This window comes from Microbulbifer maximicatervae (SeqCode) (assembly GCF_052467695.1).
Window position 1 is genome coordinate 1,734,251 of sequence record NZ_CP174320.1, and the last position, 15,945, is coordinate 1,750,195.

12 protein-coding genes are annotated in these 15,945 nt (G+C 47.2%); all 12 read left to right on the forward strand.

The genetic code is table 11. The features are described 5' to 3' along the window. The first annotated feature begins 68 nt into the window (after positions 1 to 68). Positions 69 to 1,922 carry a type VI secretion system-associated FHA domain protein TagH gene (gene tagH, locus ACJJI8_RS07595; protein ID WP_444934697.1) on the forward strand — a complete coding sequence of 618 codons (1,854 nt, stop codon included), beginning with the start codon at positions 69 to 71 and terminating at the stop codon, positions 1,920 to 1,922. After that, positions 1,900 to 2,559, forward strand: coding sequence for a type VI secretion system lipoprotein TssJ (gene tssJ, locus ACJJI8_RS07600; protein ID WP_444934698.1), 660 nt, complete (start codon positions 1,900 to 1,902; stop codon positions 2,557 to 2,559). The genes tagH and tssJ overlap by 23 nt, the downstream gene beginning before the upstream one ends. A 72-nt stretch (positions 2,560 to 2,631) precedes the next feature. Next, positions 2,632 to 3,969, forward strand: a complete 1,338-nt coding sequence (gene tssK / locus ACJJI8_RS07605; RefSeq protein ID WP_413664108.1) for a type VI secretion system baseplate subunit TssK — start codon at positions 2,632 to 2,634, stop codon at positions 3,967 to 3,969. Between the two features lies 1 nt (position 3,970). After that, positions 3,971 to 4,834 carry a type IVB secretion system protein IcmH/DotU gene (icmH, locus tag ACJJI8_RS07610; RefSeq protein ID WP_413664109.1) on the forward strand — a complete coding sequence of 288 codons (864 nt, stop codon included), beginning with the start codon at positions 3,971 to 3,973 and terminating at the stop codon, positions 4,832 to 4,834. Positions 4,835 to 4,891: 57 nt separating this feature from the next. Continuing rightward, positions 4,892 to 8,434: a type VI secretion system membrane subunit TssM gene (gene tssM / locus ACJJI8_RS07615; RefSeq protein ID WP_444934699.1), complete on the forward strand. Its 3,543-nt coding sequence runs from the start codon at positions 4,892 to 4,894 to the stop codon at positions 8,432 to 8,434. 14 nt (positions 8,435 to 8,448) lie between these two features. After that, complete coding sequence (gene tagF, locus ACJJI8_RS07620) at positions 8,449 to 9,126, forward strand: type VI secretion system-associated protein TagF (RefSeq protein ID WP_413664111.1); 678 nt, start codon at positions 8,449 to 8,451, stop codon at positions 9,124 to 9,126. A 33-nt stretch (positions 9,127 to 9,159) separates the two neighbouring features. Beyond that, positions 9,160 to 9,867: a SapC family protein gene (locus tag ACJJI8_RS07625; RefSeq protein ID WP_444934700.1), complete on the forward strand. Its 708-nt coding sequence runs from the start codon at positions 9,160 to 9,162 to the stop codon at positions 9,865 to 9,867. Between the two features lie 151 nt (positions 9,868 to 10,018). Continuing rightward, positions 10,019 to 10,789, forward strand: coding sequence for a hypothetical protein (locus ACJJI8_RS07630; protein ID WP_444934701.1), 771 nt, complete (start codon positions 10,019 to 10,021; stop codon positions 10,787 to 10,789). Positions 10,790 to 10,967: 178 nt separating this feature from the next. Beyond that, the gene (gene tssA, locus ACJJI8_RS07635) at positions 10,968 to 12,272 is read left to right on the forward strand and encodes a type VI secretion system protein TssA (protein WP_413664114.1); all 1,305 of its coding nucleotides are present in this window, start codon (positions 10,968 to 10,970) and stop codon (positions 12,270 to 12,272) included. Positions 12,273 to 12,316: 44 nt separating this feature from the next. Further along, positions 12,317 to 12,838, forward strand: a complete 522-nt coding sequence (gene tssB / locus ACJJI8_RS07640) for a type VI secretion system contractile sheath small subunit (protein WP_413664115.1) — start codon at positions 12,317 to 12,319, stop codon at positions 12,836 to 12,838. Beyond that, on the forward strand, positions 12,835 to 14,322 hold the full coding sequence (tssC, locus tag ACJJI8_RS07645; RefSeq protein ID WP_413664116.1) for a type VI secretion system contractile sheath large subunit: 1,488 nt from the start codon (positions 12,835 to 12,837) through the stop codon (positions 14,320 to 14,322). Before tssB ends, tssC (ACJJI8_RS07645) begins: the two co-directional genes overlap by 4 nt. A gap of 107 nt (positions 14,323 to 14,429) precedes the next feature. After that, positions 14,430 to 15,944, forward strand: a complete 1,515-nt coding sequence (gene tssC, locus ACJJI8_RS07650) for a type VI secretion system contractile sheath large subunit (protein ID WP_444906606.1) — start codon at positions 14,430 to 14,432, stop codon at positions 15,942 to 15,944. The last annotated feature ends 1 nt before the right edge of the window (position 15,945 follow it).

Genomic DNA, 15,945 nt, shown 5'->3' on the forward strand with positions numbered 1-15,945 from the left:
TACAGGAATATGCGGGCAAAAATCTACCTGAAGACTATGAATAAACCACTATTGTGAGTCAGGAATAAATGGATCTAATTCTATCAGTATTGGCCGACCCTTCTGGCGCCAATATGCTTAAACATACAAAACTGTTCACGAAAGCTGGTGGCAGTTTGGGTCGCTCTGCCGATAATTATTGGGTTTTACCCGATCCAGATCGAGTGGTTTCCTCAAAACACGCACAGATTTCCTTTACCGATAATCAGTTTTTTCTGGTAGATACTAGTACTAATGGAACCTATTACAATGATTCAGAAAATCCGTTAGGAAAGGGAAATCAAGTCCCATTAAAAGAGGGCGACATGATCGTTCTCGGGGAATATAAATTGAAAGTTTCACTGCGACAGCCTAAGGAAGAGGGAGATCTTCCCAAAGGTCTGGGAAGTGCAGATTTTCTCGATACCTCGGATCGAACAACATTCAGCGCGGATGCCATGGCAAAAATGCAAAGCCAGGCAGAAGCGAAAGAATTGGATAGTTGGCTTGAGCCGGGTTCCAGCCCGCAGTCAGATGTGGCTCAAACTGGGGAGTGGGGCTCGATTGGGCTGGGTAATCAGGCTAATACCCCAACTAGCGATAGTCTTCTCACCTCGGAATCGGGTCCTCTGGACCCACTTGCTGCCTTTGGCCAATCTGATCCGTCTGGTCTTGTTGGTGGTGCTCCTGAGATGTCACCCGTCGGTGGCTTAGTGGGTTCTACGGGTCAGCAGCAATCCAGTAATCAATGGTCTGATGATGAGTGGTGGAAAGATGGTAGTGACGATGATCATGTGCCAGCTGACCAGCACTCAATGCAAATAAATCCCCAGCCGGTACCGGAACCTGTCGTTGAGACGGTTGCGGTGCCTGAATCTCAAGTGGTATCTCCGCAGCCGCAAGTTCCTATGGGTGGTTTCCAGGGGATTTCACAGCAACCTGTCGCAACTCCGATACCACAACCTCAGGCTATGCAGCCACAGCCACAGCCACAGCCACAGCCACAGCCACAGCCACAGCCACAGCCACAGCCACAGGCAATGCAATCTCAGCCGTTAGGGCAGCCCCAAGGGTTTAATCAGCAGCCAATTTCTCCGCCTGCTCAAGATAACCCCTTTGCAGACTCTTTCGCTGCTATGCAGGGGCAACAATTTGATGGCGCTCCAGGGTTTGGTTCCGGGCAATCGTCCTCGCAACCGCAACCGCAACCGCAACCGCAACCGCAACCGCAACTACAGCCAAAACCAAATCCACAACCGGATTTGGCTGCCCAAGCTCAGCAGTTTTCGCATTTACAGCAATCCCCAGTAACTCAGCCCACAGGTTCTTCAGGGGGGAGCGTTTTTGCATCTACTCTCGGCCTGAATATGAACCCGGTCCAGTTGCAACAGGCGGACCAGCAAGCAGCTGAAATTGTCCGGGAAACAGTAGCTCGTCTTATTGACCTCTTGCGCGCAAGAAACAGCATTAAGAATGAGCTGCGTGTGCAGCGAACCATGATTCAAACGGAAGCTAATAATCCGCTGAAATTTAGTGCTACGGAACGGGATGCATTGGAAGCCATGTTTGCGGGTACCGGTGCTTTTATGAATCCCGCTGAGGCAGTGAAGGATAGTTTTGATGATTTGTCGGATCATCAAGTTGCGGTTTTGGCTGGAATGAGAGCAGGTTACAACGCCATGCTCAAATTCTTTAGCCCGGAAAATATTGAGCGCAGACTGGGGAATACTTCCGGTGTTTTTGGAAACAAAAATGCAAAAAAATGGGAAGGATTTACTGCAATTTACAGGGAGCTAGTTGGTGATCCGGATAATTGCTATCGCAAGTTGTTTGGTGATGAATTTGCAGTTACTTATGAAAATCAATTATCAGAGTTAAAAAATGCGCGAAGCATTAAAAGTTAATAAGTTGACGGAAAAGAGGGAATTGCTTGTGTCGATAAAAAAATTATTTCAGGTCAGTTTAATCGCTGTTTTGGCAGTTGCAGTTGTTGGTTGCCAAACAACGAGGCGGACTCTAAATCTGGATACCAGTCTCGAGTTGGTTGTAGAGACACAGAATGACGTGAACCCAGATGATGATGGCCGAGCCTCTCCTGTTGTTATACGAGTGTTTATGCTCGCGGATGAGCGCCAGTTTGCCCGCGAAGATTTTCTTAACCTTTACGAGAATGCTCAATCCCGCCTCGGCAAGGATTTGATTGATACTGTAATCCTTAAAGAGTTTGCTCCAGGGGAACAGCGTATAGAAGAGCTGGCTTTAACGCCGGACGTAAAATATATCGGGCTTCTAGCTGAGTTTGTACAGTATCAGGATGCAGAGGCACTAATGGTGCTGCCAATTACAGACCACAAAAAAAATGAATATGAAGTATCGCTGGCCGATGTACGAATTGGTTCGCCAGATGATATTGCCAAGCGTCGTCGAGCAAAATTGACTACTCGTGGTAGTGAAGATGATAGTGGGGAAACAGTAACAATCTCCAAAGAAGATTATGAAAGAATGAAAAAAACGCTCCCGGATATGCAGCGGTCTCAATAGGACAGAAATTATTGCCCGGGCAATAAAAATTGCTGCCCTGGAAATATTACGAGAGCTTTTTAAGGAACATTTATGTCGGCAAACAATAAAGTGATCTGGAGCGAGGGCATGTTTTTACGCCCTCAGCATTTTCAACAGCAGGATCGCTATCTCGAACAGCTTGTCGAAGCGCGCACAGCTCCGCTCGGGCCTTATACCTGGGGAATTGTAGAGCTGGCGATCGATAGTGAGCCATTATCGATGGGAAAAATTTCTCTATCGAGAGTGAAAGCTGTTTTTCCCGATGGTACCCCGATACTTGCCCCTGAAAATGAGCATTTGCCGGATGTTCTGGATGTTCCGGTTAATACTCGTGATGAAATAGTCTACTTATGTGTGCCGATGAAGCGCCCAGGTAGTCAGGAGTCGATTCGAGATCAAGAGGACTTCCCGCAGGCACGTTATCAGGCTTCGAACTTTGATGCCCGTAATAGTGCGGCGTCTTCTGGTGAGTCCGCGCGTATCCAAGTCGGAAAGTTAAGAGCTTGTCTCAAATTAGGTAGTGATGATCTGAGTGGCTATGCTGCGGTTGGGGTTGCGCGAATTAAAGAGCGTCAACCGGAAAAGCCGGTAGAGCTTGATTCTGACTATATCCCACCGCTGTTAAATGCGGAGACTTCTGCGGTTATCAATGCATATATTGAAGAAGTAAAAGGGTTGCTTGACCATCGAGGCTCGGCTCTGGGTCATCGTTTGAGCGACAGCGGAAGAAGCGGATCTGCAGAAATTGCTGATTATTTGTTACTGCAGGTTATTAACCGCTTTGAACCCTTATTAAAGCAGATCACGGCTCAGCCCCGATTACATCCGCACAACTTATTTCTTGAATTATTGCAGTTGGCAGGCGAACTTTCGACGTTTACTGCTCAGTCTAAGCGCCCTCCAGAAATTCCAGTGTATGCACATGAAGACCTGCAAGTAAGCTTTGCCGGGCTGTTTTCAGCGCTTAGGCAGTCGCTCTCCACAGTGCTGGAGCAAACAGCGATTGCAATGGAGTTGGTGCAGCGCAAATTTGGGATATATGTTGCGCCGGTTACTGATCCTTCATTATTAAAATCAGCCAGTTTTATTATGGCCGCAAAAGCGGATATGCCTGGCGATCTATTGCGCAGCCGCTTCCCCACCCAGGCAAAAGTTGCCCCTGTCGAGGCGATTAGAGAACTTATCTCAGCGCAGTTACCTGGCTTGACTCTGCGCCCTCTTCCCGTGGCTCCTCGACAAATCCCCTATCACGCAGGGTTCACTTACTTTGAGGTGGAGCGCAGTGGAGAGTTATGGCAGGCCATGACTCGCTCGGGTGGTTTTGCAGTGCATCTGGGCGCAGAGTTCCCTGGATTAACTATGGAACTCTGGGCCATAAGGAATAATTAATATGAGTAATGACAGCTTTACTCCTCCACGGGCCCCTAATGCTGGGGATAGAACGGTTTTGATACCGACACCCGGTGCCGCAGCGGCACCGGCAGCAGCTCAGGCTCAGCCACAATTCTTTGCCAGCCAAGATGCCCCGGTCGAGGCTCAGGTCCGCAACAGTCTTAATCCATTGGTGTCTGCGGCTTCGAAATTGTTAGGCGTAATTATCAAATTGCGCACAACGATGAATCACGCCAACGTACCTGATCTGCACAAGCGACTTACTACGGAAATCCAAAGCTTCGAGCGTGAGGCAAAGCAACTGGCTTTAACACCTGAATCAGTGCTAACAGCCCGTTACTTACTATGTACCGTCGTGGACGAGGTTGTTTTGACCACGCCTTGGGGTACAGCTAGCGGTTGGAGCCAGCACTCTCTACTTAGCCTATTTCACAAAGAGACTTTTGGAGGGGAGAAGTGTTTTGTCATTTTGCAGCGCATGCTGGAAACTCCCGCAAGTCATTTGGAACTCCTTGAGCTTTTTTACCTGTGTTTGAGCTTGGGCTTTCAGGGTAAGTATCGGCTCGTACAGCGTGGACACGAACAAATAGAACAGATTCGTGATGAGCTCTACAGAACAATTGAACAGCATAAGCAGCCAATGGACCGAGATCTTTCGCCGCGTTGGCAAGGATGCGTAGAGCGAAAATCCCGGCTGATTCACTATATACCCCTCTGGGTGATTATGAGTGTTGTCCTGGGATTGTTACTTGCAACTTATAGTGGTTATCGCTGGTGGCTCTATGAAACGACGACACCGGTCGCGGACCAGATTTTAGATTTGTCCAAAAGTGATGATGAGTCTCCGCAAGGAGAAGGGTAACACTCGGGCTGATATTGATCCTGGGTATGGTCGATACCCTGGAAGACGGAGCAATTCATGAAACGCTTGCGTAACTTTTTTACCAATAAGTGGGTGTTGGGGCTCATAGGGCTCTCAGCTCTTTCCCTCCTCATTTGGTTTGCGGCTGATTACATTAAGTTTGGTAGTGATAATGCCACGCTTTCTCACTCTGTCCGACTAACTATTATTGTTTTTATTTTTGCTATTTGGCTTGTGTGGAATATTAGCCAATGGTTGGTAGAGAGACGCCAAAACCAGGCTTTAATAAAAGGCATTGAGGAATCACAAGAAGCCGATTCTACAGATCCAGACGAAGAACGCTCGCTGGAAGAGTTGAATGCTCTTTCTGGTCGCTTCCGTGAAGCGATGGGTGTATTACGTAGTGCTCGGTTTAAATCTGACAAGGGACAAGTTTCCCTTTATCAGCTTCCCTGGTACATCATTATTGGGCCTCCCGGTTGTGGTAAAACAACAGCCCTGGTGAACTCCGGGTTGGAATTTCCGCTGGCGCAGAGTCATGGAAAGGAAGCCCTGGGTGGGGTAGGGGGCACCCGTAACTGTGATTGGTGGTTTACCAATGATGCAGTTTTAATTGATACCGCAGGGCGTTATACGACTCAGGACAGTCACCGGGTTTACGATAATAGCGCTTGGAAAGCTTTTCTGAGCTTATTGAAAAGATACCGCCGCCGCCGCCCGATCAATGGTGCTCTGGTTGCAATTAGCTTGCAAGATTTAATGGTGCAAACTGAAGAGCAGCGCCAACACCAGGCAAAAATTATCCGCCAGCGTGTAAATGAACTGCAACAAGAGTTGGGTATTCGCTTCCCGATCTATCTCACTTTCACAAAATGTGACTTAGTTGCAGGTTTTACAGAGTTTTTCGACAACCTCTCTCAAGCTGAGCGTGAGCAAGTTTGGGGAATGAGTTTTCCCCGTGAAGCTAATGCCACGGTAGGGGCCCCTCTCGATAATTTCAAAGCAGAATTTGAGCAGCTGATAGAGCGTTTGAACCAGCGCGTATTGTGGCGTGTTCATCAGGAGAGGAATGTAGAGAAGCGGGCGTTGTTGCAAGGTTTTCCTGCCCGAATGGAAAGTCTTACGGATATTCTGACAGATTTTGTAAAGCAGACTTTCGGTCCAAATCGTTACGAAACCGTCCCTATGGTCAGAGGGGTCTACTTTACTAGTGGCACTCAGGAGGGCAGTCCTGTTGACCGTATGATGTCCTCCGTAACTGCTGATTTTGGACTAGAGCGTAGCGTCGGGCCAAAATTCCAGGGTGTTGGTAAGAGCTTTTTCTTGCATCGACTATTGAAGGATGTCGTTTTCCCAGAGGCTGAATTAGTGGGCGTTAATCGCCGGATTGAGTCAGCCAACCTTTGGTTGCGCCGGGGAGTTTTTGCTACTTTGGCAGGAGGCTTTGTCGGAGCTATTTTCTTATGGAGTGGCAGTCTCGCACAGAATAAATTATCCATGGGAGAGGTTAGCGATAATCTCAGCGCGTACCAAGGTGCAGAGAGTGAGCTGAAAGGTAAAAATATTACGCCCATCAGTGCCTTAAATTTGTTAGAGCCTTTAAAGCGGGCTAGTGCGGTCTACGATCGTGAGGAACATCCGTGGATTGGCAATTTGGGACTTTATGACACCAGAATTGATACCGCGGCAAATGATCTCTATCGCCATAAATTAGAAACTATTTATCTTCCCGCTTTACTTCGTGATATAGAGAGTGACTTAAGTCGTCTCGGAAGTAATGATCCCGCTTTGGTAAGTACTCTCAAAACCTATTTGATGTTTTTTAATCCAGATAAAATGGATTTGAAAACCATAGAGGCTTACTACACTGCTCGCTGGGAGCGTCAGCTACCCGGTGAAGCTGGGAGGCAGGAAGAACTGCGCTACCACCTAGATCAACTATTTATTCAGCCTCTACCCAATTCAATTGAAGAGAATGAGAGGGTGGTAGCTCGCGCGCGACAACAACTGCGTCGTATCCCTGTGCCTCAGCGGTTATTTGCTCAACTGCAAAATAGTGACTTCGGATTGACCCCTGTAGATCTCTACCAGGAAATTGGTGGAGACACTCAGCAAATTTTTGGTATGGAAGCCAATAATCCAAACTTCACGATTCCCTTCCTTTATACAAAGGCGGGTTATAAAGAACTGGACTTTGGAGCGGACTCTCAGCTGATGACAAATATGGCTGAAGAACGCTGGATTTATGGTGGAGATCTGAGTGGTGAGGACTTTACCGAAGCCGACCGTGAAAAGCTTGGTGAGGAAGTAAAACGAATCTATCTTGGGGAGTACTTACAGCGTTGGCAGGGCTTCCTTGGCGGGTTCAAAATACAGAGGTTTGGTAGCACTTCACAGGCATTGGATGTGTTGTCAAAGTTGTCTGATCCTATTTACTCACCCCTTCTTGCGATTACCGAGATAACTTCAGATAACACTCGTCTGACCCTTCGTCCTGAGGTTCCAGTCGATGCTTCTGGGGTACAGCTACCTGTATCCAGTACTACTCGAAAGTTGGGACAAGCCGCACTGGGTAGTGCAACCAGTGCCTTGCAGGATCATTACAAGCCAAACATTGTTGATGTTAGGTTTGAGGAGGTTCAGCGAATCACTCAGAGTGAGAAGGGGCGGCCAGCGCGTATCCAAGAATACCTGGATACTATTAATAAAATTCAGGAATACCTCACTGAGATCGACAGCGCTCCCGATTCGAATCAAGCGGCCTTTGGACGTGCCAAAGCGCGTTTTGCCGGCGGTAGCGATGCGATTAAACAGTTAAGGGTTAAGGCTGCCAATGCGCCAGCACCTTTTGACCAGTGGCTGACAGATATTGCTGACAGCGCTTGGGGGCTGGTAATGGCCAAGACTAAGGCGCATATCAACCGTGTCTGGCGTGAAGAGGTTTATCAAAGCTATAGCAATAGCCTGGCAAACCGGTACCCACTGCGCAGCGACCGTGACCAGGAAGTGCCGGTGATGGAGTTTAACCAGTACTTCAAACCAGGTGGTATTGAGGAGAAATTTGTCAATCAGTATCTGAAACCATTTGTGGATACCAGAAACTGGAAAATCAAATACGTTGAAGGGCAGGGTATTAGCCTTTCAAGGGAAGCCCTTTCCCAGTTGCGTCGAGCTGAACGTATTCGAAAAACTTTCTTCAGTGCCGGCGAAGGAGCTTCTTACTCCTTCCGTATTGAGCCCACGAAACTGGATTCCAGTGTTCGTTTGTTTGAACTTGAACTTGGAGAGCAACGAGTTCCTTACTCCCATGGTCCTAAAACCACTAAAAAGCTGACTTGGCGTGGTGGTGAAAGTAATCGCGTCCGCATTATCTTTGAAGATCTGAATGAGACTGTTCATCGCAAGCATTTTGAAGGGGACTGGGCATGGTACAGACTGTTAGCGAGCTCAGATTTGGAAGCCGGGCGAAGTAATGCAGAACACTTTGTCACTTTCTCTGAAGAAGGGCGAAAGGCTCAATTTAAATTGATTGCATCTAATGTAAACAATCCGTTCGACCGCAGTTTACTGCGCGGATATCGATGCCCTGAGACCCTGTAGACGGAGTAGATGATTTGCAAAATACAGTTGGTATTTTTGGTAAGTTGCCGGGTCACGGGGACTTTGTTCAGCGGCAGCTGCCGGGTAGTTTTGTCACTGTATGGGATGGCTGGTTACAACGAGCGGTATTCGGTTCTCGCGAACTCGTAGGTCAAGAGTGGTTGGACTACTACTTGACCAGTCCTGTTTGGAGGTTTGTCCACAGCAAAGGCATCATTGATACCAATGCGTGGGCCGGAATTTTAGTACCTAGTGTGGATAGTGTTGGGCGCTATTTTCCGTTGACATTTGCTGCTCCGCTATCCCCGGTAGTGGATGCATTTGCTTTTATGTCTGATGCTAAGAGCTGGTTCCAGAGCTTGTCTGAATTAGCAATTACATCGCTGCAAAATATGCTACATGCAGACCAGTTATGTGAGGCATTTAGTGCTCCCCCTGACAGGGCGGGCATTATCTCTCTGCCTCCAGCACAGGGAGACTTTGTCGTCTCCACAGGCCAATCGAATAGTCTGGAAAGAGGTTTTGCAGGTCTATTAGGGCAGATGAGCAAAAGTAGCTACTCCGCATATAGTCTGTGGTGGAGTGAGGGGTCTCAACATTTGGCCCCGACAACCTTGCTGTGCCCATCATTGCCAAGCCCTGAGCTCTATAGCTCAATGCTTGGTGTGCAGTTACAGAAGAATATAAGTTAGGATTGAGGGCACAGCGTGAGACAGCTGGTTATCTTGGATAAGAAGAAGCATCGCAATTGCAAATTAATCAAAAGTGATCTTTCCCACAGTAAGAATTCGCATATTTGCCCAATCTTATTGCCTGAATTCATACCGGTGGCGCGTGCCTGTCCTATTATATTTGCTCGATCAAAAGAGACGGGAAAGCTTGAGAGCTGTGGATTACTTGGTGTAACACCTGGAGAAAACCTTTTTTGGCAAGAGGGACAATGGCAGGGTGATTATATTCCCGCATCTATTCGCTCTTATCCCTTCTATTTAAAATATAAAGAAGGTGACTCTTCCAATGCATTTGTTTGCGTTGAATCTTCTCTATTATCTGAAGACGGAAATAGTTCTTTAGGTGTTAGGTTGTTTGAAGAGAATGGGAATCCAAGTGGTCACTTATTGGAAGCGCAGCGCCGCTTAGAGGATATCCATCTTAAAAAGACGCAGGTTTGGAAGTTTGTCGCTATTTTGCAGCGGAATAATTTGCTGGTAGAAAAAGAAATAAATATAGATTTGCCAGGTGATGTTAAGCATAAATTAACAGGTGTTTATTGTATTTCAGAGAAGAGATTGGGAGAGCTTGATTCTGCAGCTTTCCTGGAGTTGCGTGAATCAGGTTGTTTGCCTTTTATTTATGCACATCTTTTCTCCTTGCAGAAATCGACAGCTTTAAGTGCGCTGCATAAAAAATTTCATGCGAAAATTCTTCACTGATATTAAGAGTGGACTTTTACTTTTCATCTATGGATTTATTGATCAGAACGTTAATTTAAGAAAGCCTATAAAGTTTGATTGAATTGAGATAATTGTATTAGAGGTTCTGGTTGTAAAGTGAGTATCAGAGCAGGAAGCTAAGGTTACTGGTATGTCTTACAGAATAATTTTTACTGGAGAGATAAGAGGTTCTGTAGAGCGGCGCTATGCAATTGCAGCATTGGGGCGTGAATTTGGTTTGGGCTTTAGTCAAATAAAAGGACTGCTGACTGGGGCAAAATCTCAAATCAAGGCTACGGAAGATAGAAGGGAAGCCTGCCAGCTAATGAAAAAGTTCTGGGAGGCGGGATGGCATACTCAGCTCTGCTTGGGTGATCAATTAATACACTGTACTGAAAAGTCTAGTAATTGTGGTGACCCTCCGTTACCTCCCGCTCTAGAATTTTTGGAAAGTACTGATGGCACAGTTTCTATTGGTATTCCAGCCGGTTGGCAAGGGTTTGACAATCTGAATAGGGAAGCTGTGATTCAGGCCGGAAGTTCAGAGTTAAGTCGCTATTTGATCGTACTAAAGCAAGATCGATCTCTGCTTCCCCATGATTTGTCGATTGAGCATTTCGGTAAAGCACAAATACAGCAGTGTCTGACTAGAGTGGAAAATGGCGTTATTATATCCGGGCCTGAACCACTGATAAGCAACAGTCAAAATGGCCATATTTATGAGATGTCTGCTGAGGTTGTAAAAACACCAGTTCGCTATTTGGTCACTTTCTTTCAGAGCCCGGATAGTTTCTATTCTGTGTTTTTGTGGTCATCTCTTGAGAACTTTGAAAAGAGTAGGTCTGAGTTTTTGCATATTTTTGCCACATTTAAACTTGTGACTAGTATGGGGAGTTGCGATTCAACAGCAGTTCCTATGTAATGGCTTGGAATAAGAAGCCAAAATCTAACAAAAATAAATAGCGTAAAATTGTCAACTGAACATGTTTTTTAAAGTAATAGGTACCAAGCGCATTATTTGCCTTGATTAGATATCTACAACGTGTACTCTTCTCAGAATTCTGATTAAAGGATTTGATTCGGTATAAGGGCCTTTTTTGATGGCATTCCCAAACACGATAAATATCGATGAATTAGTTGCTCCAATCTCAGAGGATAATCCCGTAGGGGAAGATATCCGAGAAGATCGTTCGCCAACTTCTGATTATTACTCGATCAAAGATGCTCGCAACAGTGCAAGAGCTGCTGAACGCTCCGCAATGTTCGATGATGCAGATACAGACCTACTCGCACCTTGGAGGGATGTAGCAAAAGCTGCAGAAAATATCCTAGGGAAAAAGAGTAAGGACTTGGAGGTTGCCAGCTGGTATACCGAGGCCTTGATTCGCTTACATGGCTTTATTGGCTTGAGAGATGGCCTGCAGGTTATCGACTCGTTAGTAGAGCAATATTGGGAAGGTCTGTATCCCTTACCAGACGAAGACGGCCTTGAGACAAAAGTAGCACCCCTGACAGGTTTGAATGGTGATGGTGGTGATGGCACCTTGCTAATGCCTATTCGCAGTGCCGGTATTACTCCCGAAGGGGATTATGGGGACTATTCATTCTTCCAATTCCAACAGGCTCGGGATGCTGACAGAATTGCAGATGACGATGCTAAGGCTGCTCGAATAGAAACACTGGGTTACAACCTTGAGCAGATTGATCAATGTGTAAACAGTGCGAGTGGTGAATGGGCTCAAAACCTCGTCCAGACAATCGAGGCAGCGCTGGGGCACTTTAAGACCATAAATGATAGCCTGCGACAAAGCTGCGGCCATGATGCCCCCCCATCCACGAATATTTCATCTCTATTGGATGAGGTGTTGCGGACAAGCCGTTTTATTTATAAGACGCACTTGGAGTCTATGGAGCAGACTCAAGAAGATGTGGCGCCTGAATCGTCAGAAGAGCCTGCTGGGGAAGTTCAAGCTGGAAATGCAGCTGCAGCAGCGGTTACTTCTGTGGCTGCCTCTGCTGTAGCTGTCCCTACCGGTCCGGTAGTGTCCAGAGAAGATGCCTTAAAATTGCTTGAGCAGGCGGCAAAGTATTTTCGTACCTATGAGCCGCATACGCCGCTGGCGCCCGGCCTGGAGAGGCTGATAGGCTGGGGACGAATGACCGTTTCACAATTGATGTCTGAATTGCTACCTGATGATCAGTCGAAGGCGCTTTACTCCCAGTTGACGGGAGTTCGTCTCGATGGCACGGATACACAAAAATATATAACCCCACCAGTGACTACAAGTGGCACGTCATCAGCTCCTGCGGTTGCCGCAGATACACCTACTGAAAGTGTATCCGCGCCAGTCTCTGATGAAGGTTGGGGTGAGCAACCGCAAGAAGAAGCCAGCACTGGTTGGTAATTAACTGAGAACAGCAGTCCCTAAAGTCGGAAAGGAGACCTTAGATGTCTGAAAGCATCCACAACAAACTTAAGCGCGTGCGTAAGCCGCGTGTACATATCACTTACGATGTTGAAACTAACGGAGCCGAAGTCAAAAAGGAGCTTCCTTTTGTGGCGGGTGTTATGGGTGATTACTCTGGTGATAATGCCGAGAATCGCAAGGCACTGAAAGATCGTAAGTTTATCCAAATTGACCGCGATAACTTCAACGACGTAATGGGTAAAGTAAACCCAAAGTTGAACTTGCAGGTGGAAAACACCCTGACTGGTGACGGTAGCAAGATGGCTGTTGATCTCGACTTCAACAACATGGACGCCTTCTCGCCGGAGCAGATTGTTGAGCAGGTTGAGCCACTAAAGCAATTGCTTGAAGCCCGTAGTAAGCTGCGTGATCTGCTGAGTAAAGCTGATCGCTCTGAGGAGCTTGAAAAAGTACTTGAGGATATTCTCAAGAGCACAGAAAACGTCAGCGCTATCTCTGACCAGTTGGGCTTGAATGAGGATAAAGGAGAGGACTCAGAATGAGCACTGAAGTAGAAAATGTTGCAGGAAGTGAAGCTGAAGAGCAATCGGCGAGTCTCCTAGATCAGGCGATTGCGGCAACTAAACAAACTGAGCCTCAAGAAGCACAAGACTTGCTTGCGAATTTGACAGAGCAAGTAATGAAAGGGACGGTCACCTGGGATCGCAACCTGACCCAGACCATCAAGAAAGCTGTTAGCGCGATTGATAAGGCAATGTCCCAGCAGCTGTCTGCGATTTTGCATGACGAGAAATTCCAGAAGCTGGAAGGATCATGGCGTGGTCTGAATCACCTGGTCATGAACTCGGAAACTGGCGCTACCATGAAAATCCGCATGCTCAATCTGAGCAAGCGCGAGCTCTTCCGCGACCTGGATAAGGCAGTTGAGTTCGACCAGAGCCAGACCTTCAAAAAAATCTATGAAGAAGAGTTTGGTACTGCGGGTGGTGAGCCATACGGCGTAATGATCGGGGATTTCGAGTTCACCAGCCACCCTGAGGATATCGAGCTTCTGAGCAAGATGTCTAATGTTGCTGCGGCTGGCTTCTGTCCGTTTGTTGCAGCCGCCGGTGCCGGCATGTTTGGTTTTGATGACTACACGGAACTTTCCAAGCCGAGAGATCTGGGTGGTATTTTTGAATCCGCCGAGTACATCAAGTGGCGCAGTTTCCGTGACAGTGACGACTCCCGTTTTGTCACCTTGGTAATGCCGCGTACCCTAGCCCGTACCCCTTATGGTGCTAACACCAAGCCGATTGAAGCTTTTGACTTCGAAGAGTTTGAAGTGGATGAAGACGGCGTTTCCCGTCCAGCAGAGCACGATCAATACTGCTGGATGAATGCTTCTTATGTTATGGGCACCACCATGACTCAAGCATTCGCTGAGAACTCCTGGTGTACTGCAATTCGCGGTGCTGAGGGTGGTGGTAAAGTAGAAGGACTGCCATCTCACGTGTTCAAGAGTGACGATGGGGATCTCGATCAGAAATGCCCCACAGAGATTGGTATTACCGATCGCCGTGAAGCGGAGTTAAGCGCTCAAGGCTTCTTGCCTCTGTGTCACTACAAGAATACGGATTACTCGGTATTCTTTGGTGCTCAAAGTGCGCAAAAGGCGAAGGCATACGATGACCCTGACGCCACTGCTAACGCAGCTATTTCTGCTCGCTTGCCTTATTTGATGGCGACCTCTCGTATTGCACATTACCTCAAGGTAATGGCACGCGATAAAGTGGGTTCCTTTATGGAAGCTGGTGATTGTGAGCGCTGGTTGAACAAGTGGATCTCCCAGTACACTAACTCCAACCCCGACGCGAGCCCTGAAATGAAAGCGAAGTACCCGCTTTCTGAGGCCCGTGTGGAAGTAAAAGAGATTCCGGGTCAGCCTGGATGTTACAGTGCGATTGCCTATCTGAGACCCTGGTTACAGATGGAAGAATTGACGACGTCCTTGCGTATGGTGGCAAATATCCCGTCTGCGGGATAAGGCTCCGGGCCCGCCTCTAGGGGCGGGTTCTCTCTTCACATGGCCTTGTTCAAGGCCTGCGTTTTACCATTATTTATTCAAATAATAATTCTTGTTGGAGTATACCGGTGCCCCGTGCAGCACATGACCAAATATCGGAAGATCAATCAGATGTTCTACCGGAGAAATTGGCGAGAGGGCAGCAGAGAGAGCTACATAAATTTCTGCAGGAACCGGATGATCTTTTTGCATTTGAATATTGGCTCACAGAATTATCCCCCTGTACAAATAGGGATAATTATTCCGTTCGCCATTATCTGAGTCGAATTATCGCCGAGTTGGACGAACTAATCTGTGACCAGCTGAATTGTATAATTCATCACCAGAAGTTTCAGAGACTTGAAGCGAGCTGGCGGGGGATATCCTTATTGGTGTTTGATACACCCCACGCTGAAAATATTAAAATCAAACTCTTGGATGCCAGCTGGAAAGACCTCGCGAAGGATATAGAGCGGGCCCCGGATTTTGACCAATCTGGGCTGTTTCATCTTATATATAATGAAGAGTTTGGTACTCCAGGCGGCGAGCCATTTGGTTTGTTGCTTGGAGATTACTATGTATCCCATCGGCCGCTGCCTGACCACCCTTATGATGATGTATTTACTTTGCAGGGCATCGCGCATACTGCAGCCGCAGCCTTTGCACCGTTTGTTTGTGCATCAGCACCGCAACTTTTTGGTGTAGACAACTTTTCGGATCTAGCAAAGCCTATCAATTTTTCAGAAGTGTTCCGTCAAAAAGAATACATTCGATGGAATGGCCTTCGGGATCTGGAAGACAGCCGATTTATCGCTTTGACACTTCCTCAAGTTTTGATGAGAGAACCTTATAATCAGGAATTTTCATCCTATCGTGGTTTGAGGTTTCAGGAGCAGGTACGGGCATCCCATAACCAGAATTATTTATGGGGGAATGCCTGCTTTGCATTGGGTGCCGTACTGTTAAGAGAGTTTAGTGAAGTTGGCTGGTTTTCACATATTAGAGGGGTTGCACGTGACCATCTGGGCGGAGGGCTGGTAACCCAGCTACCAATGGTGCCTTATAGGCCAGATAGTACTCCTGGCATGATCCGAATGGCCACTTCAATTTTGGTAACTGATTTTGCTGAGCGGGATTTAAGTGACTTAGGGTATGTATGCTTGAGTCACTGTTACGATACTCCTTACAGCGCCTTTAATAGTGTTCCATCACTTCAAAGGCCCAAGCAATACACATCTAAAGCAGCCACGGCTAATGCGCGCATTAGCTCTATGTTACAACAAATACTTTGCGCATCCCGATTTGCTCATTATATCAAGGTAATGATAAGGGATAAGGTGGGTGCCTATATGAATGCTGCAGATTGCGAACGGCAGTTGCAGCATTGGTTGGATGAATACACAACGGGAAGGGATGACCTTTCCTGGGAAATGCAGGCTCGATACCCTCTACGGGAGTCTCGGGTGCAAGTAACGGATGAACCAGGCAAGGCGGGTAGCTATCAAAGTGTGATTCATCTCAAGAGTCATTACACCGTTGACCATCTTGTATCCGAGCTAAAACTTACAACCGCATTGGCAACAATCGGCGTCGGAGCTACCTAAT